Source organism: Bradyrhizobium sp. ORS 285 (assembly GCF_900176205.1).
Lineage (GTDB): Bacteria > Pseudomonadota > Alphaproteobacteria > Rhizobiales > Xanthobacteraceae > Bradyrhizobium.
The window spans coordinates 3,649,210-3,675,641 of sequence record NZ_LT859959.1 but is presented as its reverse complement, the minus strand read 5'-3'; the positions used below and the strand labels follow the sequence as shown (position 1 = coordinate 3,675,641).

The 26,432-nt window shown below is 66.2% G+C and carries 28 protein-coding genes and 1 pseudogene; 19 read left to right on the top strand and 10 right to left on the bottom strand.

Annotation, left to right across the window (positions count from 1 at the left end; translation table 11 throughout):
• Nucleotide 1 precedes the first annotated feature (1 nt).
• Both BRAD285_RS16470 and BRAD285_RS16465 read left to right on the top strand, forming a co-directional pair.
• Nucleotides 2–2,005 (top strand): acetyl/propionyl/methylcrotonyl-CoA carboxylase subunit alpha, encoded by a 2,004-nt coding sequence (locus BRAD285_RS16470; protein ID WP_035648438.1) that lies wholly within the window; start codon nucleotides 2–4, stop codon nucleotides 2,003–2,005.
• A 24-nt stretch (nucleotides 2,006–2,029) separates the two neighbouring features.
• On the top strand, nucleotides 2,030–2,941 hold the full coding sequence (locus BRAD285_RS16465) for a hydroxymethylglutaryl-CoA lyase (protein WP_006614742.1): 912 nt from the start codon (nucleotides 2,030–2,032) through the stop codon (nucleotides 2,939–2,941).
• 39 nt (nucleotides 2,942–2,980) lie between these two features.
• On the opposite strand, the gene BRAD285_RS16460 is transcribed toward BRAD285_RS16465, so the two are convergent.
• The 3 genes from BRAD285_RS16460 to dctP are packed head-to-tail and all read right to left on the bottom strand — an operon-like array spanning nucleotide 2,981 to nucleotide 5,907.
• The gene (locus BRAD285_RS16460; RefSeq protein ID WP_006614741.1) at nucleotides 2,981–4,339 is read right to left on the bottom strand and encodes a TRAP transporter large permease; all 1,359 of its coding nucleotides are present in this window, start codon (nucleotides 4,337–4,339) and stop codon (nucleotides 2,981–2,983) included.
• Nucleotides 4,336–4,881 carry a TRAP transporter small permease gene (locus BRAD285_RS16455; protein WP_006614740.1) on the bottom strand — a complete coding sequence of 182 codons (546 nt, stop codon included), beginning with the start codon at nucleotides 4,879–4,881 and terminating at the stop codon, nucleotides 4,336–4,338. The genes BRAD285_RS16460 and BRAD285_RS16455 overlap by 4 nt, the downstream gene beginning before the upstream one ends.
• Nucleotides 4,882–4,884: 3 nt before the next feature.
• Complete coding sequence (gene dctP / locus BRAD285_RS16450; protein WP_006614739.1) at nucleotides 4,885–5,907, bottom strand: TRAP transporter substrate-binding protein DctP; 1,023 nt, start codon at nucleotides 5,905–5,907, stop codon at nucleotides 4,885–4,887.
• Between the two features lie 364 nt (nucleotides 5,908–6,271).
• On the opposite strand from dctP, the gene BRAD285_RS16445 reads away from it, so the two are divergent.
• Nucleotides 6,272–6,508, top strand: a complete 237-nt coding sequence (locus BRAD285_RS16445) for a pentapeptide MXKDX repeat protein (RefSeq protein ID WP_006614738.1) — start codon at nucleotides 6,272–6,274, stop codon at nucleotides 6,506–6,508.
• Between the two features lie 96 nt (nucleotides 6,509–6,604).
• On the opposite strand, the gene BRAD285_RS16440 is transcribed toward BRAD285_RS16445, so the two are convergent.
• Nucleotides 6,605–6,958: a DUF6481 family protein gene (locus BRAD285_RS16440; RefSeq protein ID WP_006614737.1), complete on the bottom strand. Its 354-nt coding sequence runs from the start codon at nucleotides 6,956–6,958 to the stop codon at nucleotides 6,605–6,607.
• Between the two features lie 338 nt (nucleotides 6,959–7,296).
• Here BRAD285_RS16440 and BRAD285_RS16435 point away from each other — a divergent pair, with 338 nt between their 5' ends.
• The 5 genes from BRAD285_RS16435 (at nucleotide 7,297) to BRAD285_RS16420 (ending at nucleotide 9,774) form a co-directional block, all read left to right on the top strand.
• Nucleotides 7,297–7,548 (top strand): hypothetical protein, encoded by a 252-nt coding sequence (locus BRAD285_RS16435; protein ID WP_006614736.1) that lies wholly within the window; start codon nucleotides 7,297–7,299, stop codon nucleotides 7,546–7,548.
• A 12-nt stretch (nucleotides 7,549–7,560) separates the two neighbouring features.
• Entirely contained in the window at nucleotides 7,561–7,737 is a 177-nt protein-coding gene (locus BRAD285_RS35795; RefSeq protein WP_006614735.1) for a hypothetical protein, read from the top strand.
• 546 nt (nucleotides 7,738–8,283) lie between these two features.
• Nucleotides 8,284–8,931 (top strand): hypothetical protein, encoded by a 648-nt coding sequence (locus BRAD285_RS16430; RefSeq protein ID WP_050886964.1) that lies wholly within the window; start codon nucleotides 8,284–8,286, stop codon nucleotides 8,929–8,931.
• A gap of 213 nt (nucleotides 8,932–9,144) precedes the next feature.
• Nucleotides 9,145–9,531 carry an NUDIX hydrolase gene (locus BRAD285_RS16425; protein ID WP_006614733.1) on the top strand — a complete coding sequence of 129 codons (387 nt, stop codon included), beginning with the start codon at nucleotides 9,145–9,147 and terminating at the stop codon, nucleotides 9,529–9,531.
• Between the two features lie 48 nt (nucleotides 9,532–9,579).
• Nucleotides 9,580–9,774, top strand: coding sequence for a hypothetical protein (locus tag BRAD285_RS16420; protein ID WP_006614732.1), 195 nt, complete (start codon nucleotides 9,580–9,582; stop codon nucleotides 9,772–9,774).
• A gap of 11 nt (nucleotides 9,775–9,785) precedes the next feature.
• On the opposite strand, the gene BRAD285_RS16415 is transcribed toward BRAD285_RS16420, so the two are convergent.
• Complete coding sequence (locus tag BRAD285_RS16415; RefSeq protein ID WP_006614731.1) at nucleotides 9,786–10,208, bottom strand: group II truncated hemoglobin; 423 nt, start codon at nucleotides 10,206–10,208, stop codon at nucleotides 9,786–9,788.
• A 135-nt stretch (nucleotides 10,209–10,343) separates the two neighbouring features.
• Nucleotides 10,344–10,757 carry a response regulator gene (locus BRAD285_RS16410; RefSeq protein WP_006614730.1) on the bottom strand — a complete coding sequence of 138 codons (414 nt, stop codon included), beginning with the start codon at nucleotides 10,755–10,757 and terminating at the stop codon, nucleotides 10,344–10,346.
• 1,015 nt (nucleotides 10,758–11,772) lie between these two features.
• Here BRAD285_RS16410 and BRAD285_RS16400 point away from each other — a divergent pair.
• A pseudogene (locus BRAD285_RS16400) lies at nucleotides 11,773–12,756 on the top strand (transporter).
• Nucleotides 12,757–12,841: 85 nt separating this feature from the next.
• On the opposite strand, the gene BRAD285_RS16395 reads toward BRAD285_RS16400, so the two are convergent.
• Nucleotides 12,842–13,750, bottom strand: a complete 909-nt coding sequence (locus BRAD285_RS16395) for a LysR family transcriptional regulator (RefSeq protein ID WP_006614728.1) — start codon at nucleotides 13,748–13,750, stop codon at nucleotides 12,842–12,844.
• Between the two features lie 144 nt (nucleotides 13,751–13,894).
• Between BRAD285_RS16395 and BRAD285_RS16390 the strand changes: the two genes are divergently transcribed.
• From BRAD285_RS16390 to BRAD285_RS16355, 8 genes are read left to right on the top strand one after another with little or no spacing between them, the layout of a single operon-like run.
• Nucleotides 13,895–15,049 (top strand): S9 family peptidase, encoded by a 1,155-nt coding sequence (locus tag BRAD285_RS16390; RefSeq protein WP_006614727.1) that lies wholly within the window; start codon nucleotides 13,895–13,897, stop codon nucleotides 15,047–15,049.
• Nucleotides 15,050–15,088: 39 nt separating this feature from the next.
• Nucleotides 15,089–16,042: a VOC family protein gene (locus tag BRAD285_RS16385; protein ID WP_006614726.1), complete on the top strand. Its 954-nt coding sequence runs from the start codon at nucleotides 15,089–15,091 to the stop codon at nucleotides 16,040–16,042.
• Nucleotides 16,026–16,391 carry a Rieske 2Fe-2S domain-containing protein gene (locus BRAD285_RS16380; protein ID WP_006614725.1) on the top strand — a complete coding sequence of 122 codons (366 nt, stop codon included), beginning with the start codon at nucleotides 16,026–16,028 and terminating at the stop codon, nucleotides 16,389–16,391. The genes BRAD285_RS16385 and BRAD285_RS16380 overlap by 17 nt, the downstream gene beginning before the upstream one ends.
• A 41-nt stretch (nucleotides 16,392–16,432) precedes the next feature.
• Nucleotides 16,433–17,563: an FAD-dependent oxidoreductase gene (locus tag BRAD285_RS16375; RefSeq protein ID WP_006614724.1), complete on the top strand. Its 1,131-nt coding sequence runs from the start codon at nucleotides 16,433–16,435 to the stop codon at nucleotides 17,561–17,563.
• A gap of 44 nt (nucleotides 17,564–17,607) precedes the next feature.
• Nucleotides 17,608–18,765, top strand: coding sequence for an MFS transporter (locus BRAD285_RS16370; RefSeq protein WP_006614723.1), 1,158 nt, complete (start codon nucleotides 17,608–17,610; stop codon nucleotides 18,763–18,765).
• A 16-nt stretch (nucleotides 18,766–18,781) separates the two neighbouring features.
• Nucleotides 18,782–19,360: a cupin domain-containing protein gene (locus tag BRAD285_RS16365; protein WP_006614722.1), complete on the top strand. Its 579-nt coding sequence runs from the start codon at nucleotides 18,782–18,784 to the stop codon at nucleotides 19,358–19,360.
• On the top strand, nucleotides 19,357–20,352 hold the full coding sequence (locus tag BRAD285_RS16360; RefSeq protein ID WP_006614721.1) for a fumarylacetoacetate hydrolase family protein: 996 nt from the start codon (nucleotides 19,357–19,359) through the stop codon (nucleotides 20,350–20,352). Before BRAD285_RS16365 ends, BRAD285_RS16360 begins: the two co-directional genes overlap by 4 nt.
• Before the next feature lie 4 nt (nucleotides 20,353–20,356).
• Nucleotides 20,357–21,274, top strand: coding sequence for an NAD-dependent epimerase/dehydratase family protein (locus BRAD285_RS16355; RefSeq protein ID WP_006614720.1), 918 nt, complete (start codon nucleotides 20,357–20,359; stop codon nucleotides 21,272–21,274).
• Between the two features lie 21 nt (nucleotides 21,275–21,295).
• Here BRAD285_RS16355 and BRAD285_RS16350 read toward each other — a convergent pair whose 3' ends face one another.
• A complete protein-coding gene (locus BRAD285_RS16350; RefSeq protein WP_035648435.1) occupies nucleotides 21,296–21,868 on the bottom strand; it encodes an NADH-quinone oxidoreductase subunit B family protein in 573 nt (190 codons plus the stop codon).
• Between the two features lie 143 nt (nucleotides 21,869–22,011).
• Nucleotides 22,012–22,398, bottom strand: coding sequence for a hypothetical protein (locus BRAD285_RS16345; RefSeq protein ID WP_006614718.1), 387 nt, complete (start codon nucleotides 22,396–22,398; stop codon nucleotides 22,012–22,014).
• 392 nt (nucleotides 22,399–22,790) lie between these two features.
• Between BRAD285_RS16345 and BRAD285_RS16340 the strand changes: the two genes are divergently transcribed.
• The gene (locus BRAD285_RS16340) at nucleotides 22,791–23,096 is read left to right on the top strand and encodes a hypothetical protein (protein WP_006614717.1); all 306 of its coding nucleotides are present in this window, start codon (nucleotides 22,791–22,793) and stop codon (nucleotides 23,094–23,096) included.
• A gap of 73 nt (nucleotides 23,097–23,169) precedes the next feature.
• Here the strand turns inward: BRAD285_RS16340 and BRAD285_RS16335 are convergent, their stop codons facing one another.
• The gene (locus tag BRAD285_RS16335; RefSeq protein ID WP_006614716.1) at nucleotides 23,170–24,510 is read right to left on the bottom strand and encodes a TROVE domain-containing protein; all 1,341 of its coding nucleotides are present in this window, start codon (nucleotides 24,508–24,510) and stop codon (nucleotides 23,170–23,172) included.
• Nucleotides 24,511–25,344: 834 nt separating this feature from the next.
• On the opposite strand from BRAD285_RS16335, the gene BRAD285_RS16325 reads away from it, so the two are divergent.
• Nucleotides 25,345–26,424, top strand: coding sequence for a nitroreductase family protein (locus BRAD285_RS16325; protein ID WP_006614714.1), 1,080 nt, complete (start codon nucleotides 25,345–25,347; stop codon nucleotides 26,422–26,424).
• Nucleotides 26,425–26,432: the final 8 nt, after the last annotated feature.

The window sequence follows — 26,432 nt, the reverse complement described above, 5'->3', positions numbered from 1 at the left end:
GATGGCTCGTCCCGAATTGTATCGTCGTTTTCGCAAGCTCCTGATCGCCAACCGCGGCGAGATCGCCGTGCGCGTCATCCGCACCGCGCGCGCGATGGGATTGAAGACCGTTGCGGTGTACTCGGAGGCGGACCGCAATGCGCTGCATGTCGCGCTCGCCGACGAGGCCGTGCTGCTCGGCCCTGCCCGCGCCCGCGATTCTTATCTCAACATCGAACGGCTGATCGAGGCCGCGAAGCAAACCGGGGCCGAGGCGGTCCATCCCGGTTACGGCTTTCTGTCGGAGAGCGCCGAGTTCGCACAGGCCTGTCTCGACGCGAGGCTGGTGTTCGTCGGCCCGACGGCTGCGATGATCACTGCGATGGGATCGAAGTCCGGCTCCAAATTCCTGATGGAGCAGGCCGGCGTGCCGTTGGTGCCCGGCTATCATGGCGAGGCGCAGGACGAGGCGACGCTGGCCAATGAGGCTGCGCGGATCGGCTACCCCGTGCTGATCAAGGCATCCGCCGGCGGCGGCGGGCGCGGAATGCGCGTGGTGAATGCAGCCGGCGATCTCGCCGATGCCGTGACCAGCGCCAAGCGCGAGGCCAAGGCGGCCTTCAGCGACGACCGCGTGCTGATCGAGAAATACGTCCAGAATCCGCGCCACATCGAGGTGCAGATCATCGGCGACAGCCACGGCAATCTGGTCTCGCTGTTCGAGCGCGAATGCACCTTGCAGCGCCGGCACCAGAAGGTGATCGAGGAGGCGCCGTCGCCGACGCTGTCACCGGCGCAGCGCGAGACGGTCTGTGCTGCGGCCCGCCGCGCGGCGGGCGCCGTGAACTATGTCGGGGCGGGCACCATCGAGTTCGTCTCCGACGGCCGCGACGTGTTCTTCATCGAGATGAATACGCGGCTCCAGGTTGAGCATCCCGTGACCGAGCTGATCACCGGCGTCGATCTGGTCGAATGGCAGCTGCGTGTCGCGTTCGGCGAAGCGCTGCCGCTGACGCAGGACCAGATCAAGCTCAACGGCCATGCCATCGAGGCGCGCGTCTACGCGGAGAATCCGGCGAAGAACTTCATGCCGTCGGTCGGCAGCATCAAGACCTGGCGGACGCCGGCTGAGGGCGGCGGCTTGCGCATCGATGCCGGCTATCGCGAAGGCGATGCGGTCTCGCCCTATTACGACGCGATGCTCGCCAAGATGATCGCCTGGGCGCCGACGCGCGAGGTCGCGATCGAGCGGCTGAACCGCGGGCTGGAGGACACGGACGTTCGCGGCATCGTCAGCAACATCCCGTTCCTGTCGGCGCTGCTGACGCACCCGGACGTGCAGGCGAATGCGATCGATACCGGCTTCATCGAGCGGCATCTGACGCAGCTGACACAAGAAGGCTCCGCTGTCGGAGATGTCGAGCTGTGCGCCGCTGTCGCGGCCATTCTCATTGACGAGCAGAAGGCCGTGGCAAGCGAGCGGGGATCGCCATGGCGATCGTCAGGCTGGATGCCGGTGGGTCTGCGGCAGCGCGTATTCTCGTTCCGCCATCCCGGCAGCGATCCGCGGACGGTGACGCTGGCCTATGGCCCGGGCGTGCAGACAGTGTCGATCGATGGCCGGCAAACCTCGTTCTCGGCCAACCCGACCGATGATGGCGGCTTCGACCTTGTGCGCGACGGCATCAAGTCCCATGTCGTGGCCGTGATCGAGGGGCACGAGCTGTATCTGCGCACCCGCAACGGCCGCTTCGATCTGCACTGGATCGATCCGTTCGGCGGCGATGACGAGGAGCAGGGCGGTGAGGACAAGATCGTCGCGCCCTTGCCGGGGACCGTGGTGGCGCTGCTGGCGCAGGAAGGTGCCGTGCTGGAGAAGGGCGCGGCGATCCTGACGCTGGAGGTGATGAAGATGGAGCAGACCCTGCGCGCGCCGTTCGCGGGTGTGCTCAAGGCCATCAGGTGCAAGGTCGGCGACATCGTGCAGGAAGGCGTCGAGCTGGCGGAAGTCGAACCTTCCGCCTGATCCTCCAACTTCAAAGAGGTCAGCATGAGCGAGAGCGTGCGCATCATCGAAATGGGCCCGCGCGACGGCCTACAGAACGAGAAGACGTCGGTCAGCGTCGCCGACCGCATCGCCTTCGTTCGCGCGCTGGTCGACGCCGGCCTGACCACGGTCGAAGTCGGCGCGTTCGTCTCGCCCAAGGCGATCCCGCAGATGGTCGGCTCCGACGAGGTGATGCGCAGCGTCGCCGCACTGCCCGGCGAGTTCCATGTGCTGGTGCCCAACGTGAAAGGCTATGAGGCCGCCCACGCCGCCGGTGCCAAGGTGATCTCGGTGTTCACCGCGGCTTCCGAGAGCTTCTCCCGCGCCAACATCAATTGCTCCATCGGAGAATCGCTGGAGCGTTTCAAGCCGGTCATCGCGCACGCCAAGACCGACGGCATCAAGGTGCGCGGCTACGTGTCCTGCGCGCTGGGTTGTCCCTATGAGGGCGAGATCAAGCCGCAGGCCGTCGCCGACGTCGCCAAAGCGCTGTGGGATCTCGGCTGCTATGAGGTCTCGCTCGGCGATACCATCGGTGTCGGCACCCCGGTGAAGGCTAAGCAGATGCTGCGTGCGGTTTGCGACGACGTCCCGGTCTCGCACCTGGCGATGCATTTCCACGACACCTACGGCCAGGCGCTGGCCAACCTCTATGCCGGCATGGAGGAGGGCGTGCGCGTCATCGATGCCGCCGCCGGCGGCCTCGGCGGCTGTCCGTTCGCGCCGGGCGCGACGGGCAATGTCGCGACCGAGGATGTCGTCTACATGCTTGAGGGCATGGGCATCGGGACCGGCGTCGACATGGCCAAGCTGCTGGCGGCCACCAACGAGATGAGCCGCCTGCTCGGCCGTCCGCCGGTCAGCCGCGTCGCCGCTGCATTGAATGCGAAAGCAAGGCGGGCGAGTAGCGAGTAAGGGCCAGCCTTATTCGCTACTCCGTATTCGCCGCCCGCGTCAGCGGCTCAGATCCGGGCCCATCACGAGGTCCGGCAGCGCGGTCGAGATCTGCGGCACGAAGCACAGCAGCAGCACCGCGGCCATCATCAGCAGCACGAAGGGCAGCGTGCCCCAGATCACCTCCCGCAAGGGAATGTCCGGCGCGACGTTGCGGATGACGAAGATGTTCAGGCCCACCGGCGGGTGGATGAGGCCCATCTCCATCACGATCGTCATGACGACACCGAACCAGATGATGTCGAAATTCGCTGCGCGCAGCGGCGGCAGGATGATCGGCGCGGTCATCAGGATGATCGAGACCGGCGGCAGGAAGAAGCCGAGCACCACGACCATCAGCAGGATCGCGAACAACAGCTCCCAGCGCGGCAGATGCATCGCCACGATGGACTCCGCCACGGACTGCGAGATGTGCAAATAGCTCATCACGTAGGAGTACAAGAGCGACATGCCGATGATCAGCATCAGCATGGTCGATTCCCGCAAGGTCGCCTTCATGATCGGGGCGAGATCGGCCGGGCTCCAGACCCGGTAGATGATCGCGATCAGCACGAGCGCGAGGATGCCGCCGAGGCCTGCCGTCTCCGACGGCGTGGCCAGTCCGCCATAGAGCGCAACCATGACGCCGGTCAGCAGCAGCACGAACGGGATCACGCGCGGTAGCACCGAGAAGCGCTGCGCCATCGTGTACTCGTCCTTGGTCAGGATGTCCGACCAGGCGCCCGACTTCTCATAGACGACTTTCGCCCGCGCATATTCCTGCCGGAAGCGCACCACGGCATAGAGGCCGAACAGCGTGACCAGCAGCAGTCCCGGGCCGATGCCGGCGAGGAACAGCCGTCCCAGTGATTTCTCCGCGGCGATCGCGAACAGGATCATCGTGATGGAGGGCGGCAGCAGAATGCCGAGCGTACCGCCTGCGGCGATGATGCCGGCCGCGAAGCCGCCGGAATAACCGCGCTTGCGCATCTCGGGAATGCCGGCCGAGCCGATCGCCGAGCAGGTTGCCGGTGACGATCCGGCCATCGCCGCGAACAGCGCGCAGGCGAAGACGTTGGCAACGCCGAGGCCGCCGGGCACACGGTGCAGCCAGGCGTGCAGCGCCGAGTAGAGATCCTGGCCGGCGCGCGAGCGGCCGATCGCGGCACCCTTGAGGATGAACAGCGGGATCGACAGCAGCGTGATCGACGCCATTTCCTCGTAGACGTTCTGCGTCACCGTATCGAGCGAGGCGGCCGGCATGTAGATCGCCATGAACACCACGGCGACGGCGCCGAGCGCGAACGCGATCGGCATGCCTGCGAACATCGCAAACAGGGTGGAGAGCCCGTAAGCGACACCAATTCCAAAAACGCTCATCGACGGGCTCCAGTCAGCGGCGCCGCGATCTGCAGCAGCATCTGCACGCAGAGCAGCGTCATTCCGGCGGCCATCAAGGCATAGGGAATCGCCAGCGGCGGCGACCACATCGAGTTCGAGACCTGGCCATCAACCCAGGCCTCGTGCGTGAGGGTCCAGGACTTCCAGGTGAAAAAGGCACAAAACAGAAAGCTCGCGACGTCCACCAGCCAGAGCCGGATCTTGTTGGCGAGCGGCGACATCAGGCCGACGAAGGCCTCGATGCTGACGTGACCACGATGCTCTTGCACGTAGGCCGCGGTCATGAAGGTCGCGCCGACCAGCAGGAACACGGCGGCCTCGTCCTGCCAGTAGTTGGCGGCCTTGAACAGCGCGCGGCCGGCGACGCTGTAGCTGAGGATGGCGCAGGCTGCGATCAGTGCGAACGCGGCCAGGACGACGATGATGCGATTGAGCAGCGAGACGAGACGCTGAATTGGCGCCAGCGGTCCGCTGGCGCCAATGATTGTCGTGGTCTCGGTATCGGAGACGGGCGCGTGCATTGCTCAGGCCGCGACGTCGGAGGCGAGCTTGAGGAGCTTGGCGCAGTTGGCGGACTTGCCGCCATAGTCCTTCCAGGCGGTATCGCGAGCAATATCGCGCCACTTGTTGACGATCTCGACATCGAGCTCGACGACTTTCGCGCCGGCCTTCTCGTAGACCTTGGCGACCTCGATGTCGTCTTCTTGCGCGCCCTTGCGGCCGAACGCCTCCATCTCCGCGCCGACCGTCAGCAGGATGTCCTGCTGGTTCTTCGGCAGCTTGTCGAACGATGCCTTCGACATCATCAGCGGCTCGAGCATGAACCAGTACGACGCCTTGGCGCCGGAGGTCAGGGCCTTGGCCACCTCTTCGAGACGGAACGAGATCAGGCTGGTCGACGAGGTGAGGCCGGCATCACAGGCGCCGGTCTGCATCGCGGTGTAGATTTCGTTGGAGGGGACGGAGAGCACGGACGCACCGGCCGTCTGCAGCACCATGTCCATCTCGCGCGAGCCGCCGCGCACCTTCATGCCCTTGGCATCGTCGGGCGTCAGCAGCGGACGCGAGCGGCTGGCGACGCCGCCGGCCTGCCACACCCAGGTCAGCAGGATGATGCCCTTGTCGGCGAGGAAGTCGCTGAGCGCCTTGCCGACCGGCTCGTTCTTCCAGCGCATGCCCTGGTCGTAGGTCGTCACGAGGCCAGGCATCAGTCCGATGTTGGTCTCCGGAAGCTCACCGCCGGCATAGGGCATCGGATAGAGGCTGATGTCCAGCGCGCCCTTCCGCATCGCCGAGAACTGGGCGACCGTCTTGATCAGCGAGGAGTTAGGATAGATTTCGGCCGCGATCTCGCCGCCCGAGCGCTTGGAAACCTCCTCGGCAAAGACCCGGCACAGCCGGTCGCGGAAGTCGCCCTTGTCGATGGTTCCACCGGGGAACTGATGCGAAATTTTCAGCGTGGTGGCCGCGTGGGCCGTGCCGGTTCCAAAGCGCAGGATGGCCGGCGCGGCGAGCGCGGACGCGATGACATGACGGCGTGAAAGCATGAGACTTCCCCTGGACAACTTCTGGTTGGGTTCCCGACCCCGGTTCGCTGGCATTACCGATACGAGCCAAACTGCCGGATTTACCTCTAGCCGAACTATACAGTCCGTTCGAGGTCAAATGCAGGGGAGGCGACATATTGCTGCGGCGCAAATACCGGCCTCTGAGTCCCGTGCAGCGGTTGTACTAACATCGGCTCGCCGGGGCGAAATTGTGTCGAGCTTCGAAACACCGCAAAACGCGACTCAAAATTGATCCATGAGAATTTTTTCGGAGGTCCGTAACAACAGCGCGTCCGGCAACGTCGAGATCGATGAGCGGCGCATCGATCGCCGTCCAACCCCGCACCTCGAAGGAGCGATCAACATGACTTCTCGCAGCCGCCTCATCCTCGCTTTCTCTGCCGCCGCTCTCGCCTTCAGCGTCGCCGCTGCGCCTGCGGCCTTTGCCGAGGACAAGATGGGCAAGGACGATGGGATGAAGAAGGACTCGATATCCCACGACAGCATGAAGAAGGACACGATGGCCAAGGACAGCATGAAGAAAGACAGCATGTCCAAGGACGGGATGAAGAAGGACGACGGCATGATGAAGAAGAACTGAGCCGCGTCGTCGCGATTGCATCGGAAGGCCCGGTTCGAGCCTTCCGGTTGAGCGGGGCGCCAGGGCGAGATGTTTTCGCCGTGGCGCCTCTGCTTGCTACTTCTTCTTGCCGCGCGCCTTGCGTGCAGCGTAGCGCGCGTCGCGCTTGGCTTTCTGCTCGGCTTCGAGCTCGGCTGCGCGGGCGGCAGCTTCTTCCGCCTCACGGGCCAGGCGGGCCGCCTCGGCAGCCTTGGCTTCTTCCTCGAGCCGCTTCTGCTCGGCCTTCGCAGCCTCGCGCTCCAGTCGCTGCTGCTCGCGGCGGGCCGCCGCGGCTTCGCGCTCCTGCCGGCGCTTCACGACTTCGGGATCGTCCGGCCCGGGCTGCGACTTGAATTTCTGCACGATGCTCTGGCGGGCCTGCTGCGCAGCCTTCTGCCGATCGGCAAATCCAGGTTCCTTGAATCCTCTCATGGAGACGTCGTCACTTCGCTACTGGTGTGGTTTGACTGATCTGGTTTGATCTGGGTGGTTCGGTCAGGGGCCGCTTGCGCCGCCAGGCCATTCTTCCACGGTGTCGTGAACACGTGCGAAGGCTGACGCGAGGCCGTGTGTATAGGATCGCATGCGTCGATGACAAATGCTTTATCGCTGCTCCTCCACATGGTGCCTGTTCGGCGCTTGCATGCTCTGTAGCGATCGCTATGTAAGCCTCCCGTCAAGCTGACGAAGGTCGGCCGGCTGTGAGTCGCCTCACACCTCGCGGGCACTGGCGCACCGCTCGGGTGCGACATCGAACGGAGATGACCGGCATGACCTCCATTTTTCGAGGGCGCGGGCGCATGGCGCTCGCTGTTGCGCTCACCTGTCTCGTGGTGAGCGCCTGCGTGGCGACGGCCGTGTTCGCCCGTCCAACCCCCGTCCCAGCCGGTGTGCTGGGCGCCGAATGGGAATGCGGACAGTTGTTCTGGGTGACGAGCTGCACCCGGATCGAGCCCGTCACCCCGGCATCGCGCCACCACCACGCGCCCCACGGCGCCGCGGCCGACCTGCGCGCCGCCTAGCCGCGTCACGGCATGAGCGGGCAGGACGATAGCGGCGGGCGAGGCGGGGCCATCGCAGCGCTGGTGTTTGCGGCCATCATGGTCGCATTCGGCCTTTGGCTGGCCCATAGCCTGACCACGGCAAGCAAGATGCAGGATTGCCTGATGTCGGGCCGGACCAACTGCAACGTCATCGCGCCGGAGCGCTAGATCCGCCGGACGCTGCTTGGCGCGGCGGAGTGATCGTCGCGGCGAATCGGCGCCCTTTTCGGCTATCCTCAGTTCGCCGGGCGCAGCTGGCCGCAAAATTGTCGCGATCTTACCGGTTTGTCGCGAAGAATATGATGTGGCCGATCGCCTCCGCGGAGTGTTCGGCCTCACATTGATGAGCCATGGCCCTGGCCAGCGCAGGCGCATTGCAGACGGCGGGCGAGCAAAGGGTAGGCAAGCATGACATCGTTCAACCAAACCAGATCCTGGCTGCCGGCTTTGGCCCTGCTGACGGGCGTCGTTCTGCCGTCCGTGGGATACGCACAGGGGCCAGCACCGGACCAAGCCGGCCCCGGCCATCCGACGCAGGGCCGTCCGCCCGGCGTCATTCGCCAGGGGCAGGGCGGGCAACCGCCCGCCGGTCAGCCGCAAGCGCAGCAGGGGCCGCGCCAAGGGGCGATTTCGGGAGCTGTTCAAGGCCGCATACCGGCGCCCAGCCAAGGTCCCGTGGCCGCACAACCAGTGGGACCAGCGCCCCGCGTGGCGATGCCGCCGCAGGGGCGGCTGCCCGCGCCGGTCGCACAGCAGCAGGGAGGCCCGCCGGGTGCCGGCTATGATCGTGGCCACGGCTATGCGCCGGGGCCCGGTCCGGCGGTCATGGGCCGTGGCCCGGATGCGCGCTTTGCCCGCGGCGCCATCGGCGTCCGGGATTATGGCGGACAGTCCTACCGGGGCCGGGTCGGCTGGGAAGGCGGCCGCTGGCACCACACCGTCCACAATGGGCGGCAGGGCTGGTGGTGGGACGTTGGCGGCGTCTGGTATTATTATCCCGAGCCGATGGAAGGCCCGCCGACCTACGTCTCCGACGAATATGCCGACGATGTCGTCTACGCCCCCGCGACCGTCTACGAGGCCGCGCCTCCGCCGGTCGCCTATGAGCCGGCGCCGCCGCCTGCGGATCCCGATCCCGGCGCCAGCGCGCTCGGCGGCGCCCTCATCGGCGGCGTTCTGGGCGGCATCCTGACCGGCAAGGCCGGTGGTGCCGCGGCGGGCGCGGTGATCGGTGGCGCAACGGGAGCGATCGCCGGCGCAACCGCCGCCTCGCGGCCGGGCTATTACCTGTCGCAGGGCAATTGCTACTATCGCTATCCGTCGGGAGAGTATGTCGCGGTCGATCCGCGCTCCTGCTACTGATCTCACTGCGAATGACCTGGCCTCTACGGCTGAGTTGGCGCTGATAGCAGCTTTGTGCGGCGGCGCGGCTGAACCCGGACGCGTGGTCCGCGACTGATGAGGGACGCGGATTCGATCACGAGCTCCGGTCCGGCCTCCGCAATCGTCCGGAGCGGGAGTTGGAACGAATCCTGTTAGGCTCCGCTTCAAGGCGAGGTGAGAGTTTCGGAAGCAATGACCAAGGCGTCCAAGCTGGTTGCCGCGAAGGGCGGCAAGGTTCTCCTGGTCCGGCGCTGCATCGACGGCCGCTGGATGTTTCCGGGCGGCCGCAAGCGGGCGCGCGAGACCGCGAAGGACTGCATCAAGCGCGAGATCAAGGAGGAACTGCCGAAGCTCAAGCTCGGCCGTCTGCGGCTGTGGAAGGAAGTCACGGCCAAGAACAAGCGATCCGGGCGCAAGATGAGTGATGCGATCTTCATCGCCAAGAACGCCAGGGGGCGGCTCGAGATCGGCGACAAGAAGGAGATCGACCGCGCGGTGTGGCAGAAGCCTTATGGGATCAGCCTGACGCCGACGTCGCGCTACATCCGCGACCGGCTGTTTCCGCGCAAAGCCGACTAAACGACCGGCCCGGCGGGAACACCTGGGGCACCCCGGCGTTATATCGCCATGACTTACGAAAGCACAGCCAGACCGCCACGCGTCCTGACGCCTGAAGAGCGCCGGGCGCGCGATGCCATGCGCAGGGCCGATGCCGAGCAGGCCATGCGAGAGCACGAGGAGGCCCAGCGGGCCTTCTACAAGAACCGTGAACGTTTGCGTGCCGAACGATTGGCGCGCGAGTCGGCCGAAAAGCGCGGCTGAGCCGGTCCGGCTCAGCCGGCGGGACGGGTTCGGAACGCGTTCGCCAGCCGCAGGAAGGCCCGATCCAGCAGATCGTACATGTCGCCCGTGATGTCGCAATCGAACATCGCGCGGCGCATGCACGTCATCCACTCGTCGCGCTCGCTGTCGCCGATCGGATAGGGCCGGTGCGCCGACATGATGCAGCGGTGCTCGGCGCGCTCGAAATACAGCGGCGGTCCGCCGAGCCAGCCGCTGAGAAACTCGAACAGCAATTGCCGGATAGGGCCGAGGTCGGCATCGTGCATCGCGCGAATGCGCCGCGCGTCCGGCTCCTCGTCCATGATCGCGTAGAAGCGATCCGCCAGGCGGCGCACGCCCGCTTCCCCGCCGATCAGATCGTACGGTGTCGCCTCGACCACCACTGCTTCGCTGGCTTGCTCCACTGCCGTCATTGCATCTCGATTCCGTTCGCCCCAAGGCAGCCAATAGGCGACGGCTGCCTGACGCCTTGATCTGCATCAAAGGCGACATGGCGATGGCCGCGGCGCGGCATCGCCGCGGGCACGCGTCACAAACGTGCGTGAACTCTAGCGCAAATTGGCTTTGACGAGGCGCTGCCGATCGGTGTCGGCGGCGATCTGGCGCAGCGTCTGCCGGAGCAGCGCGAGATCCACGGGCTTCGAGAACGGCGGGTAGACGTTCAAGCCGAGGATCTTGCCGGCCCGCACCGTGACGTCGCGGGTCTGGTCGTCGGAGCCGCTGATGATCAGGATCGGCGTCCGCGACTTCATGTCGGCGAGGAGCTGCAGCACTTCCGTGCCGGAGCGTTCGCCGAGATTGAGATCGAGGGTGATGCACTCGAAGTTGCGCCGGCGCAGCACGCTCATGGCGCCGTCGACCGAATTCACGCCGGTCGTGGCAAAGCCCGCCTGCACAGCGATCTTGCGCAGGATCGACAGATGAACATCGGCATCTTCGATCACGAGAAGTTCGTTCAGCATGGTCCCCGCGCGGCTATGTGTCGGCCTCTGATGGGCGAGTGGAGCTTAAGAGGCGGTTTCTGAGTTCGACGTAAATTTTCGATCCCGTAGAATTACGTGCGGTTCTGCACGTCATCGTATATTGTGTATGAATGCGCGAACGGATTCATTGTGCTCGCGCGCGGCGCATCTTCGCGGAGGCGAGCTGTTGTCGGCGGTCATAGGCCATCGTCAACGCGACGCCTTTCGGCGCCCGAGCTTTGCGAATGGGCTCGCCCTCAGCACAGAGGGCGCAGGGAATGCCGGGCTGCTGGCCGCAACCCATGGCCCGCCTGCAGACAAAAAAGCAGGCGGCAGTCACCACAGGTTCAGCCGGATCAACCCGGCATTCCCCGCGCGATGGTCTTCACGCTTATGTCGCGCTCTCCCCGGTGTCCGGCTGTTTAGCCACCGTCGCCTCCGGGGATCATCTTCACCGGAAGACTTAGCGCCAGCGTCGGGGCGCCAGGACCACGCGATTTCACGTCCGCCAACTGCCGTCCGTCCACACAGTCTCCTGTGCTGCGACATGCCAGCGGCCACCGCATCCCGCGCCCAACGTTCGTGACGATCGCGAAGCGCCCCCCTCGAGGAGCACGGGACCGGGATAGAAAACATCATTTTTGGAAAAACGAAAGTCCAATTTTTCGAGCGACAGGACTGGACAGCGGTGATGTCACTGATGCGCCATGCCAAACCCGTTTTCCGGCGCATCGTGAGTTGTTAGTTCGCTGCCCCGCTTGGCCGCTGGGAAGGCCGCCCTGGGCGACCCGACGGGCAAATCAATCCGAGAGCAAGCAGCGGGCGGTGAGCGGGCACCCCATCGGCTGAGCCCTCGCGGATGCATCAAGCTGTTCAATACATGAGATCACAACGATCAATTTTACGAATGTTCCGAAATCGCTCATCAATGACGTGATCAGTCGGGCGCCGGTGCGCCGCCCCGGCGGTCGATGGGGGCAAGCTCATTCAAGAAGCGCGCCACTGAGGGGGGAATATGAGAAGAGGACTGAAGCAGTCCGCTCTGGCGACATTGATGCTGGCTGGAATGCTGCAAGGCGCAATGGCGGCGGAGAATGGCGCCACGAACTATCCGGCGGGGTCACCCGGCATCTTCATCGGAACGATGCCGCCGATTCCCGGCCTGTTTGCGATCAGCCAGACCAGCTACACCAGCGCCAATGGCCTGTATGACGGCCAGGGCAACAAGCTGCCGATCAACTTCAGGCTGTCTGCGGTGTCGGAGACCATGCGCTTTCTCGCCAGTTATCCCGGCGAGTTCTTCGGCGCCCATGTCTATTCGCAGCTGGTCGTCCCGTTCGTGCATCTCGAGAACACCACGCCGGGCGGCTCGTCCCAGGCCAACGGGCTTGCGAACATCACCTTCTCGCCGGTGATCCTGCGCTGGGCATTGTCGCCCACCCAGAGCGTGACCGCCGGGCTCGACATCATGCCGAATACCGGCACCTACTCGGCGCGGCAGCCGCTGAACGTCGGCACCAACTACACGACCATCTCGCCAGTGGTCGCCTATCGCTATGCCGATCCGAAGGGGTTCGAGCTCGCTGTCTCGCCGCGTCTCCTGCTCAACACCACCAATACGGACTCGGTCAACGCGTTCACGCAGCTGGGCCAGCAGTATCGCAGCGGCGATGCGTTCGTGGTCGACTTCAACATCGGCTACAACATCGGCGCCTGGAAGTTCGGCGCGGTCGGCGGCTACACGCATCAGTATCAGGACGACAAGGTCAATGGCGTCAAGGCATTCAATCTGGCGGGCGTCCAGGACGGCAACCGCCTCAAGTCGCTGAATCTCGGGCCGTCACTGAGCTATGATGGCGGGTCCTTCCAGGTCAATGTGAACTACTAGCACACCTTCCTTGTCGAGAACGGCAGCCGCAGCGACACGGTGTGGGCGAACGTGGCGTTCCCGATCTGGGTACCGGCGCCTCCGCCGGGCGCCGGACCGGCCAGGCACTGAGCCGCGCTGCAGCCCCGATGATTGCGAGCTACGAACGGCCGGCGCTCTTGCGCCGGCCGTTTTCATGAGAGACCGCGGACGTCGATCACGGCAGCTCGGCGACGACCTCGCGCATCAGGTTGCGCAGCCACAGCAGGCCGGCATCGTTGGAGCGATAGCGGTGCCACTGCACGCGCTGGCGCAGAACCGGAAGCTTCACCGGCAGATCGATGATGCGGATCGGCAGGCTGCGCTGGGCAGCGACAGCCAATTTGCGATGCACGGTGGCGATGCGGTCCGTCCCGGTGATGAGATGCGGAATGGCGGTGAACGCGTAGACCGAGATGTCCTCGCGGCGGCTGGTGTCACGTTGCTCAAGGTAATGAGTCTCGAGCGATTGCGCGGCGATCGCGGGCCGCATCACGACATGGGACGCGCTGGCGAAATCCTGTCGTGACAGCTTGCCCTTGCCATATTTGCCCTTGCTCCAGGCGATCACGCAGAAATCGTCTTCGAAAATGACCTCCGACGGATGCAGCTTCGAGCTGAACTCTTCGGGAATGATCAGCAGGTCGACGTCGCCGCGCTCGAGCGCGCGCTCGGGCCGCTGCACTTGTTGCAGGAAATCGAAGCGGATGCCTGGGGCGAGGGTTTCGCTGCGCGCCAGCAGCCGCGGGATCAGCGTCACCAGCGTGTAGTCCGAGGCGAGGATCTTGAAGCAGCGGTCGGACTGCGCGGGGTCGAACTCCGTGGATGAGGCGATCGCCCAGTCGACCCGCACCAGAAGGTCCCTGATCGAGTCCTTGAGCACCTCCGCCCGCGGCGTCAGCTCCATCTTGCGGCCGATCTTCACCAGCAGCTCGTCGTCGAAATAGGTGCGCAGGCGGAGCAGGGCGTTGCTCATCGCCGACTGCGTCATGTTCATGCGCGCGGCCGCGCCGCTGACGCTGCGCAGGTGCAGCAGATGGCCGAGCGCGACCAGCAGATTGAGATCGAACTTGTTGTTGAACCGCATCGGCCGCCTCGCGGGAGGTATTCAGAGGATCAATGCCAACGATCTTGATAATCAATTTTTCGGAATGGTCAAACGGCGCTACTCCAGATCCCGGGAAGAAACGTCAAGGAGACGCGCGGCCGGTCCGCGCGTCGCGAGTGCAGCATGTTCAAGTATTTTCCGACCAACTACGTCTGGAATCTGTCGGTCGATCTGGCGATCGAGATGGGTGCCAGGATCGGCGAGATCGAGGAGATGTGCGCGCCGCTGCAGGACGCGGCGCGGCAGCCCGACGCCAGCGGCACCCAGGCGTTTCGCGAGACCTGGGCACGGATGGCAGACAAGCTCTGCGAGCTCGCCGCCGAGGACGAGGCGAAGGGCCGGCTGCTCTCGGCCGGCGAGAAGTATGGCCGCGCCGCGAGCTATCTGATTACCTGCGAGCGTCTGCAGGCGCATGAGGCGCCCGGCCGGCTGGCGTTGTACCGCAAGTGTCTCGACACCTTCGCCAAGGGAATTGCGCTGGCGCGGGAGAACTGCGAGCGCGTCGAGATCCCCTATGAAGGCAGCCACATTGCCGGCCTCCTGGTGCGCGCGGAAGGCTGCGATGGACCAGCGCCGCTGCTGGTGCAGGTCAACGGCTTGGACTCGACCAAGGAGATGAAATATCGCGTGGGGCTGCCAGCGTGGCTGGCCAAGCGCGGCGTTTCGTCCTTGATCATCGATCAGCCGGGCTCGGGCGAGGCGCTGCGCCTGCAAGGGCTCACGGCGCGCTATGACAGCGAGCACTGGGCCTCGCGCGTCGTCGACTGGCTGGAGACGCGCAGCGACGTCGATCCCAGTCGCATCGGCCTCGAGGGTGTCTCGCTCGGCGGCTATTACTGCCCGCGTGCGGTGGCGTTCGAGCCGCGCTTCGCCTGCGGCGTCGCCTGGGGCGCCAATCATGATTGGCGCGACGTGCAGAAGAAGCGGCTGCAGAAGGAAGGCAACTTCCCGGTCCCGCATTACTGGGCGCATGTGCGCTGGGTGTGGGGTGCGCAAGACCAGGACGAGTTCATGCAGATCGCCGAGCGGGTTCACCTCGACGGCGTCCTCGATCGCATCAAGGTGCCGTTCCTGGTGACGCATGGCGAGAAGGATTCGCAGATCCCGCTGCATTGGGCCGAGCGGACTTATGAGCAGCTGGTCAACTCGCCGAAGCGCGAGCTGAAGATCTTCACCGATCGCGAAGGCGGCGCGCAGCATGCGAGCTTCGACAATAGCATCAATGCCGGCCACTACATCGCGGATTGGGTGGCCGAGACCTTGAACGCGAGACCTTGAACGGAAGGGTCGCCTGAGCGACAGGCGGAGAGGAAAGCCATGAAAATTGTCGGTCTGGAAAGCCTGGTCTTCGCTGTCGACGACGTCAGGGGCGCGGCGCGCTTCCTGGTCGACTACGGCCTGACGGCGGTCGACCTCTCGGATCGCGGCGGCCGCTTCGAGGCGATGGACGGGACGGCTGTCGTGATCGCGCGGCAGGACGACCCGTCGCTGCCGCCGGGGCCGACGCCGGGCTGCCGCCTGCGCAAGACGGTGATGGGCGTCGCCGACGAAGCGACATTGGGCGCGATTGCCGCCGAGCTGCGGCGCGACCGCGAGGTCCGGCGGCTGCCGGACGGCTCGATCGAGTCGATCGACGATTGCGGCTTCGTGATCGGCTTCCAGCTCACGGCGCGGCGGCCCTTCGTACTCCCCAGCGAGATCTCGAATGCGCCGGGTGGCGTGGTGTTCAGGCCCGTCAACAGTCTCGGCGTGCCGCCGCCGGGCAGCGTGATCCGCCCGCGCTCGCTGTCGCATGTCGTGTACTTCGTGCCAGACGTGATGAAGGCGGAGGCCTTCTACGTCAACCGCCTGGGCTTCCGCTGCACCGATCGCTTCGCGGGCACCGGGCCGTTCCTGCAGCCCGCCGGCTCGCTCGATCATCACACCCATTTCCTGATCGGCGCGCCGCCGCACATGCATGGCGTCGAGCACTTCACCTTCCATTTCGGCGGCCCGTCGGAAATGATCACCAACGGCTATCGCTTCGTCGAGAAGGGCTACCAGGCGTTCTGGGGCCCCGGCCGTCACATCCTCGGCTCCAACTGGTTCTGGTACTTCAACAGCCCGTTCGGCTGCCACATCGAGATGGATGCCGACATGGACCAGCATGATGCGAGCTGGCAGCCGCGCGAGGCCACGGCCTCGGCCGACAACTCGCAGACCTTCCTGTTGAAGATGCGCAAGAAATGGTACCCCGGCCCCGGAATTCCCGAGAATGGCGACTACGCGTGAGGGCGCGCGCCCAGGCTGGATCCGTCTGTGCCGCGCGGGCGAGATCGGCGAGGGGCAATCACGCGGTTTCGATCCTGACGATGAGGGGCAGGACAGCCTGTTCGTCGTGCGCTGGCAGGGACAGCTCTATGCTTGGCGCAATGCCTGTCCGCATGTCGATGGTGCCCCCATGGCTTGGCGCAGGGATGCGTATCTCAACGCGGCGGGCACGCGCATCGTCTGTCACGCGCATGGCGCCGAGTTCATGCCCGACAGCGGGCTGTGCGTGCAGGGGCCGTGCCGCGGTGAGCGGCTAGGTGGGATCGAGCTCGTCGTCGATGCCGACGGCGGGCTGTTCGTGAAGTCATAACAAGCCCGCAAGGGTTGGGACAGTAGAGGGAGGAGGGCACCATGGCAGTGGTGAGCAGGGTGCTGACGATCGGCGGCGGATTTTCCGGCATGGCCGCGGCGATCCAGATGCGCAGGGCCGGCATCGCAGTCGATCTGGTCGAGCTCGATGCGAGCTGGCGGCCGGAGGGCGCCGGCATCACCGTCAGTGGGCCGACCTTGCGGGCGCTCGACCAGATCGGCGTGCTCGGCGAATTCAAACGACGCGGCTATCTGTCTGATGGCGTCGAGCTGTTCACACCGGCAGGTCATCGCATCGGCGAGATTCCGACGCCGAAGCCGGTGGGATCGGACGTGCCCGGCGGCGGCGGCATCATGCGCCCCGAGCTCGGCCGCATCCTCGCCGATGAGACGCGCGCGGCCGGCGTCAGCGTCCGGGTCGGCTGCAGCTACACTGACATCGCGCAGCACGACGATGACGTGGAGGTCGCCTTCACCGACGGCACGACCGGGCGCTACGATCTCGTCGTCGTCGCCGACGGCGTGCATTCGAAGACACGGGCGCGGCTGTTTCCCGAGGTCAAGCCGCCGCAATATATCGGGCAGGTGGTGTGGCGTGCGGTGCTGCCGCGGCCGGACGAGATCGTGCGCCCACGGATGTGGCTGGGCGGAGCGGTCAAGGCCGGAGTCAACCCGGTGTCGCCGAGCCTGATGTACATGTTCGTCACCGAGGCGCGGCCGGACAAGCAGCAGATCGAGCGCGCGGCCTGGCCGCAGATGGTCGCGGACTTGCTGGCGCCGTTCAGTGATCCCGTTCTGACCGGCTTGCGGCCGCATCTGTTCAGCGCGGAGGCCGCGATCGACTACCGCCCGCTTTCGAACCTGCTGGTGCCGGCGCCCTGGAATCGCGGGCGCGTCATCCTGATCGGCGACACCGTGGCCGCGACCACGCCGCATCTCGCCTCCGGAGCGGGCATCGGCATCGAGAGCGGCATCGTGCTCGCCGAGGAGCTCGCGCGTGCCGAGACGTTGCAGGAGGCGTTCGACCGCTTCCATGCGCGGCGCTGGGAGCGCTGCCGGATGGTGATCGAGAACTCCGCGCAACTCTGCCGCATCGAGATGGAGAACGGCGACAAGGCCGAGCACGCAAGGATCATGCGGGAGTCGACCATCGGGCTGACGCAGCCGATCTGAGCCGCAACAAACAAAACAAATATCAAGGGGAGGAAACAATGACGGTGACGACGGAAACCTGGCGCGGGCGCATCGCCCTGATGGTCGCGCATTGCGCCGGGATGGTTGACCTCGTGGCGCTGCCGGTGTGGGTGGGCACGCTGATCGCACGCTACAAATTCAGCCCGCAGCAGGCCGGATTGCTGGCCACTCTGTTCCTGCTCGGCGCCGTGCTCAGCAGCTTGTTCTTTGCGCCGCGGCTCAACCGCCTGAACGCCCGGCTGACAGCCGCCGCGGGATACGCGGCGGCCGCGCTGGTGTTCGTGGCCGCGAGCCGAACGTCGGAATTTCCGCTGCTCGCGCTGCTGCATGCGCTGGCGGGCGCGACGGCGGCCTGCGGCCTGAGCTTCACCCATGGCACCATCGCACGCAGCGCCAACCCGCACCGGCTGTTCGCGATCGTCGGGATGGCGCTCGGGGTGTTCGCAATCCTGTTCCTCGGCCTGACACCCAATCTCGTCGAGAGCTTCGGCGGGCCGGCGCTGTTCATCGTGTTCGCAGGCGTCATGGCGATCGCGGCGCTGGCGTCAGCGATATCGTTTCCCAAGGGCGTCGTGCGCAGCGAGGAGGATCTCATCGCCGAGGTCAGCCATCTGCCGCGCGCGGTGTGGTTGGGCATCGCGGGCATCAGCGCGATGGCGCTGACGCAGGCGATGCTGTTCAGCTTCATCGAGCGCATCGGCATCGATCACGGCTTCGGCGCGGAGACGGTCACCGGCGTGCTGATCGCGCTCGGCTTCGTCAACCTGCTGCCGGCGCCGTTGGCCGCGCTTCTGGAGACACGGCTGCCGGCGCGCCACGTGCTGCTGGCCGGGCCGGTCTGCCAGGCGCTGATCGCGGTGACGATCACCTTCGGCTCGGGCCTGCTCGCCTATGCCGTCCCGACCGCGGTGTTTGCGGCGGTGATGATCTTCACACACACGTTCGCCTTCGGCCTGTTGTCGCGGCTCGACCCGACGGCGCGCGCGCTCGCCGGCACGCCGGCGATGCTGATGATCGGCGCGGCGATCGGTCCCATTCTCGGCGGCACCTTGGTGCAACTGTTCGGCTATCCCGCGCTCGGGCTCGGCGCCGTCGTGATCTCGTCGGTCGCCGTCGTGATGTTCTCGCGCGTGTTCGCCGCGCGTGAGACCGCCTCCGCCACCTCTCTCGAAATCGCCTGACCAGGAGACCAGTTGCATGACCCTTCCCCAGATCCGCCGCGTCGTCACCGGACATGACGCCGAAGGCGCCGCCGTGATCTCGTCCGACGGCGCGTTGCCGACCGTGACCGAGCTCGCGGCGATCCCCCGCACCTTCTTCCACGAGGTGTGGAGCACGCAGGCGACGCCCGCGCCGATCGACAACGGCCCAGATCCGACCATCGGGCCGCTACGGCTGCCGCCGCCGGCACATGGCAGCCGCATCCGCTTCGTCGATATCCCGCCGGACACCGAGGACTTCCTGCGCCACGGCGCCGAGCGCATGCAGGCTGCTTTCGGCCAGATCGGTGATCCCCACGCCTCGACGGTGACGAAGGAATCGCCGCATCCGTTGATGCATCGCACTGAGACGATCGACTACGGCATCGTCATCTCCGGCGAGATCACGCTGGTGCTCGACAAGGGCACGGCGGACCTAAAAGCCGGCGACGTGGTGATCCAGCGCGGCACCAACCATGCGTGGGCCAATCGCAGCGGTAAGACCTGCCGGATGCTGTTCATCCTGGTCGACGGTGAGTTCGGTCCCGACGCCAATCCTGGCAAGGCCGACCGATGAAGCTCGCGACCTATCAGAACGGCAGCCTCGACGGCCGCCTCGTCATCGTCTCCAGCGATCAGGCGCGCGCCGTCAGCGCAGCCGCCATCGTGCCGGATCTCGCGAGCGCGCTGCGGCGCTGGCGCGAGGTCGAGGGGCCGCTGCGCGATCTCGCCGGCCGGCTCGAGACGGGCGCAGCATCGGACGTCTTCGCGTTCGATCCCGCGCGCTGTGCCGCGCCGCTGCCGCGCGCGCCGCAATGGCTGGACGGCTCGGCGTTTCTGAATCATGGGCGGCTGATGGATATCGCCTTCAACAAGCCGCCGATCCCGGACTTCGAGACCATTCCGGTCATGTACCAGGGCGCGAGCGACGACTTTCTCGGCCCACAGGTCGACGTCCCGTTCATGTCCGAAGCCGACGGCATCGATTGCGAGGGCGAGTTCGGCGTGATCGTCGATGAGGTCCCGATGGGATCGTCGGCCGAGCAGGCTGCGCAGTGCATCCGGCTGCTGGTGCAGATCAACGATTGGAGCCTGCGCGCGGTCGGCGCGCGCGAGGTGCGCACCGGCTTCGGCTTCCTGCAGGCGAAGCCATCCACGAGCTTCGCGCCGATCGCGGTGACGCCTGACGAGATCGGCGCCGCCTGGCACGGCGGCCGCGTGGACATGGCCCTGCATGTCGAGCGTAACGGCGAGCGGATCGGCGCGGCATCGGGCGGCGAGATGGCGTTCTCGTTTCCGCAGCTGATCGCGCATGCCGCACGGACGCGCCGCTTGAGCGCGGGCACGATCATCGGCTCGGGCACGGTCTCGAACGCCGATCGCAAGGCCGGATCGAGCTGCCTCGCGGAGGTCCGGGCGATCGAGATGATCGAGCGGGGCGAGGCGAGGACAGCGTTCCTGAGCTTCGGTGAGCATGTCACCATCGAAGCCCGCTTCGCCGACGGCCGCGCCGGGCCGTTCGGCCGCATCCATCAGCAGGTCGTGCGCGCCGCCGGCGCGACGGGGTAAAGCGATGCGCATCCTGGTCACCGGCGCCGCGGGCTTCATCGGCTCAGCCTTGCTGCGCCGGTTGTTGATAGACGCGACAATCGCCGAGATCGTCGCGATTGATCTCGCGGAGACGCCATTGGGTTTGTCCGATCCTCGTCTGCGCTGGATCAGCGGCACGCTCGATGCGGCCATGCTGGCCCGACTCGGCGAGCCCGCCTTCGCTCTGGTGTTTCATCTCGCCAGCGTCCCGGGCGCGCGGGCCGAGGCAGATCCGGGGCTCGGGCGTCGCGTCAATCTCGACGCCTCGCTCGACCTGCTGCAATGGCTTGCGCAAGCACGGCATCGCCCACGCGTCGTCCATGCCAGCAGCATCGCCGTGTATGGCACGTTTACGGAGCCGGTCGTGAGCGCGCGCACCGAGCCGCGGCCGACCACGACCTACGGCGCCCACAAGCGGATGGTGGAGATCGCGCTCGCCGATCACACCCGGCGCGGCAAGCTCTCGGGCGTCTCGCTGCGGCTGCCAGGGATCGTGGCGCGGCCGCGCCCGGTGAGCGGCTTCGGCTCGGCCTTCATGAGCGAGCTGCTGCACGCGCTGGCCGCGGGCGAGCCCTATGTCTGTCCGGTTTCCGCGGTGGCGACCTGCTGGTGGCTGTCGCAGAAGGCGGTGGTCGACCATCTGGTGCTGGCGGGGGCAGCCGAGATCTGCGGACCGCTGCAGCTGCCGGCGCTGCATCTCTCCATCGCCGAGGTGGCGGAAGGCCTTGCGCAGCTGTTCGGCGCTGGGCGGGCGCGGCTGGTCAGCTACGCGCCCGATGAGCGCATCGAGGCGGTGTTCGGGCGCTATCCCGCGCTGGATGCGCGGGCCGCGACGGCGCTGGGCTTCGACCATGATGGATCGGTGGCGGCGCTGATCTCGTATGCCCTGGCGGCTGGGTGATCCGGGTGGTCGCGGTGCCGTTCACCGCTCGATCGTGCCGGTGCGCCGGATCTTCTGTTGCAGCAGCATCACGCCGTAGAGCAGGGCCTCCGCCGTCGGCGGGCATCCGGGCACGTAGACATCGACCGGCACGATGCGGTCGCAGCCGCGGACGACGGAATAGGCGTAGTGATAATAGCCGCCGCCATTGGCGCAGGAGCCCATCGAGATGACGTAGCGCGGCTCCGGCATCTGGTCGTAGATCTTGCGGAACGCCGGCGCCATCTTGTTGGTGAGCGTGCCGGCGACGATGATGACGTCGGATTGCCGCGGCGAGGCGCGCGGCGCGAAGCCGAACCGCTCGGCATCCCAGCGCGGCATCGACATCTGCATCATCTCGACCGCGCAGCAGGCGAGCCCGAAGGTCATCCACATCAGCGAGCCGGCGCGCGCCCAGGTGATCAGCTCCTCGGCGCTCGCCGTGAAGAAGCCCTTGTCCGCGAGATCATCGCGGACGCGGATGAAATAGGCGTCGGTGGAATTGTCCGGCTTGTCCACGCCGGGACGCAGGAGCCGACCTGCGGGGGGAGGATCTTGAAACGGTCCGCTCGCCATCGCTGCCTTCACACTCAGATGTCGTCCGACGCGCGTCCGGCAGGGCCTCCCTGCGAACGCGGTGCGACAATGGAATGGAGGGGCTGCTGTTCCTAATCGGCAGCGATCAGGCTGCGGTCGCCTGTTTGGGGCGCCGGCCCGGATCAGAACGGACGGCGGCTCGGCATGGCGTTGGAGGAGGCCGGCAGGTTCGCAACGGAGGCTGTATCGGTCGCCCCCGCCCGACCGTTGGGCCGCCGCCAGTGCTGGAGGTGCAGCAGGATTCCGGCCACCAGCAGCGGCGCCACGGCTGCCACCGCGAGCAGCGGCGAGAGCGGCTTGGGCGTGATCATCTCCAGCATCATCTCACAGACCATCCAGATGGCTGCGGATACCAGGACGAAATCGCGGGAGGGGATGCGGAGCCAGTACAGGAATCCGGTGATGATCGCGGCGGGCGCGATGATCGGGCCGATCATGTAGAAATTCAGCTCGGGCGGCGTCACCGCGTCCAGGACCATGGAGGCCAGCAGCCACAGGCTGAGGAACATCACCGCGCCGTCGACGTATCTCATGGGATCACCCTCCGCCGCGACATTTTGGCGCAATCTTTGTCCGGTTTATGACTGGTTCGTCAAGGGCGACGTCCAGAAGGGGCGGTTTAGAGGTGTTTTAGGGTGTTGCGGCCCGGAAATCCTGGCGCGCTCGGGTCCAGAGGACGCCCAGGAAGCCGGGGGGGACGGGCCTCCCAGGCCAAGAGGGTTCAGGGCTCCCGACAGCCGAGAACAGAATCGTGCCGCCCAGCGCCAGATGTGGATTGCTGCCGCAGTGGGCGGTCCGAGGCCCCGCTGCGTACGTCCACGGAGGTGGAACGGCTCTCGCTGCGCCTGCGTTCGAACCTGGACAGGACCGGCCGGGCCGGGCAGCACACCAGGAGAGACGCATGGAACGCACGATCATCGGTCACTTCGCCACACGCCGCGAGGCCGAGCTTGCCGTCGAGCACCTGGTTCAGGATCACGGAATTGACCGCACCGACGTCTCCGTGCAGGCGCCGGGCGTGGCCAACAGCGCCGGCTCGGAAGCCGCCGGGGCCGATGTCGAGAGCGGCCATCCCGGCGTCGACAAGCAGGGCGCGCCTGAGCTCGAAGGCGAGATCGAGGTGTCGGTGGAATGCCGCGGTGAGCCGCCGAGCGAGCTTGAGAGCATCCTGAAGGAGGCCGGAGCGCGACGCGTCAGCACGCACTGATCTTGAATGGTTGAGCCGACTTCAAACGCAAAAAGGCCCGGGCGCGTCTTCGACGCGTCCGGGCCATTCGTTCTCAGTGCAGGGTGGCGCCGCGCAGAGTTTCCTCCTGCGCCGCGATCCAAGCGATCACGGCCTCGGAGAAGCCGTCGACCCGCGTCCAGGGTCCGTATCCGACCCCGTGCTGGTACGACGCCACGTTGACCATGGTCCCGCGCGCCTTGGGCTGTGGCACCGGATCGTGGCTCTGCTCGTCGGTGAAGACGATCAGGCGGTCGCCCTTGCGGTCGACCTCGCCCACCGCACGCCCGAGATAGGTCCCGGAATGCGGCTGCGACCCGAGGATCGCGTCGCGCAGCGCGAAGCCACGCCGCGGCGGCACCTTCACGACCTTGTCGCTGAACGTGAAGATCTCCACCTCGTCGCAGACCTCGCGGGCCAGGATCGCAAGCCCGCACGCGGCCTCCGCGCGCGTCATCTCCGACTGCGCGGACAGCTTGGCGAACATCGAACCGGACACGTCGATCAGAAGCCGCGTGCGGCCTCGCAGCCGCGCGTAGCCCTTGATCGCGCGCAGCATCGCCTGCTCGAGCTCGGGCTCGAAATCAGGCGCGTGCCGGGCCGCCGTGATGAACCGATACGGCAGGACGCGGTCCGTCCGCATCGTCTCCAGCGCGGCCGCGATCGTCTCGCGTTCCACCCCGGCCTGACGCATCAGCCGCAGGTTGCGCAGCAGCGCCAGCGCTCCGAGCCGCCTCGACGCGAGCAGCCGCTCGAAGCTCTCCCGCTTGTCCGCACCAGTCGAGAGCGCGACCTCCCAGGTGTCGGGCGAGGGCAGCTCGCCATCGACGAGCTGCTTCCACACCGCCTCCTGGGCGTCGTCCTTGGGCCTGGCGTGCACCAGGAACAGGACGTCGCGCAGCCGCACTGGCCCCTCGCGGTCATACTTCGCGAGCTGATAGGCGTCGAACTTCGCAAACGCCTTCGCCAGCCCCTTCTTGACCTGCGCCGACACCGGCTGCCGCTTGCGCTGCTGCTGCGGACCCAGCGAATCCGCCCAGTAGATCGCGAGCAGCTCGGTCATCTCATCCGGCCGCTGGATGATGCGCGCAAGGGTCTCGGCGACCAGCGCGCGGTGCTGGGGCAGCCGCGCCATCTCGCGGGCGACGAGCAGCGGCGCGTGCCGCAGCTTCATCTCCTCGCGCGCGCGCACCGCGAGCTGAGCGACCTCGCGCGGCTCGACCTGCGCCACGAGCGACTTGATCCGATCGGCGATCGCGACCCCGTCCTCGTAGAACTGGTCCTCCCACAGCAGGCAGCTCATCAGCGTGCGCTGCAGCGCCTGCACCGGCGCGAGCTGGCGGGACGGCGCACCCTCATGGGTGAAGGCGCGCAGGAACGTGTTGAGCCTGACCATGGTTGGCCTCCTCTCGTTGGGTTGTTGATGTCGATGAAATGGCCTGAAGCGGCCGACATGCGTGATCCCCGAGGGGATCACGCATGATGGGGACCACGCGCCGGGAACGGGCGAATGCTGAGGTCCGCACCACTTGCGTGGAGCGGATAGTGCTCTGCCACTGAGCTACCGGCGCATGGAACGCCGGGCGGGAGTCGAACCCGCAGCACCAATGATACGAAGGAGCCGAGCCCTTCACCACCAGCAGCTCCCGGCCGTGAACGGCCGGGAAGTCAAATAACTTGTCTGCGGCGCTCATTGGCGCCGCCTGTTGCGAACTCCTTGGAGTTCGCTCTGTCATTGGTGTCCGGCTTCACGCCTCGTTCCCTCCGACAGGCCCCGCGCTCTTGGGCACGCGCATCACCTGCGCGAGCCCCGGGATCCGGGTCTCCCGTTCCGGCCGATGGCCGGGGCATTTCGTGTAGTTCGCCGTGCCGCCGGCTCGCGAGGGCAACAAAAAACCCTCCGGAGCGGCTGGCTCGGGAGGGTCCGTGTGAACAGACTGTTGATCTTGCCTCAAGCAAGACCGCTCCCCCGAGCAAGGCATGCGCCATCCATCGGCACGAAGCCGCTGGAGGTGCAGATCAGATGTTCGAAGCGAAATGACATGGTCTTGCTCATCAGTGTCGCGTGCGCAGTTGCCCGCGAGGCCGGCGTAACTACGCGCCTTTGCTGGTGGTGTCAACAGCGGCGGGCGAATTTTATTATTAGCGTGTTACGGCTTGATCTGAAGCAACGCGAGGCTCTGATGCGCCTCTATCGTGATCTCACGAGGATGATGGCGGGCGTGTTGTGATGAACAGACGGCAGATCCTTTTGGGAGCGGGTGGCGTGCTGCTCACGGGCGCGCTCGGCTCGGCTGCCTGGCGGGCCGCCACCGGGACGATGTCCGAGTATGACGAGTACAGCGCGCGGCTGCGTGGCCCATTGTCGCCGGAGATCTCCGACGTCATCCGCTACGCGACGCTCGCGGCCAACAGCCACAACACCCAGCCGTGGCGCTTTCGCGTGGCGCGAGATGTCATCGAGGTGCGACCTGATCTGTCGCGCCGGACGTCGGCGGTCGATCCCGACGATCATCACCTGTTCGTCAGCCTGGGCTGCGCCGCGACCAACCTTGCGATTGCCGCTGCGTGCAGCGGCCGTCCCGGCGAGATCAGCATCGACGGACAGACGGTGCGATACACCTTCACGACGGCCGATCGGAACGACGATCCGTTGTTGGGTTCGATCGTCCGCAGGCAGTCGACGCGGAGCGAATATGACGGACGTCCGGTGCCGACCGGCGAACTCGTCGCGCTGCAGTCGGCGGCATCCATGCCCGGAGTCGATCTCGTCCTCATCACGGCGCCCGCACGTGTTGCTGATATCCGCGATCTCGTGATCGCCGGCAATGACGCGCAGATGCATGATGCGGCTTTCATGCGCGAGTTGAAGAGCTGGATCCGGTTCAATCCGCGCAGTGCGATGGAGAGTGGTGACGGATTGTTCGCGGCCGCGAGCGGCAATCCGTCGCTGCCTTCGGTGCTCGGCGGCGTCGCTTTCGATCGGGTGTTCGATGCGGCGGCCGAGAACGACAAATATGCGCGCCAGATCACTTCATCGGCTGGGATTGCCGTGTTCGTGGCCGAGCAGGCTGATCCAGCCGGCTGGATCAGGGCAGGGCAGGCCTGCCAGCGCTTCGCGCTCGAAGCGACACAGCTCGGACTGAAGCTCGCCTTCATCAACCAGCCGGTCGAAGTGGCCGCGCTGCGTCCCGAACTGGCGCGATTGATCGGCACAGACCGACGGCCGGACCTCGTGCTGCGCTTCGGCTATGGACCCTCGCTGCCATTCGCGCCCCGACGCCGCGTGGCGGACGTGCTCAGTTCCTGAGTCGTTCC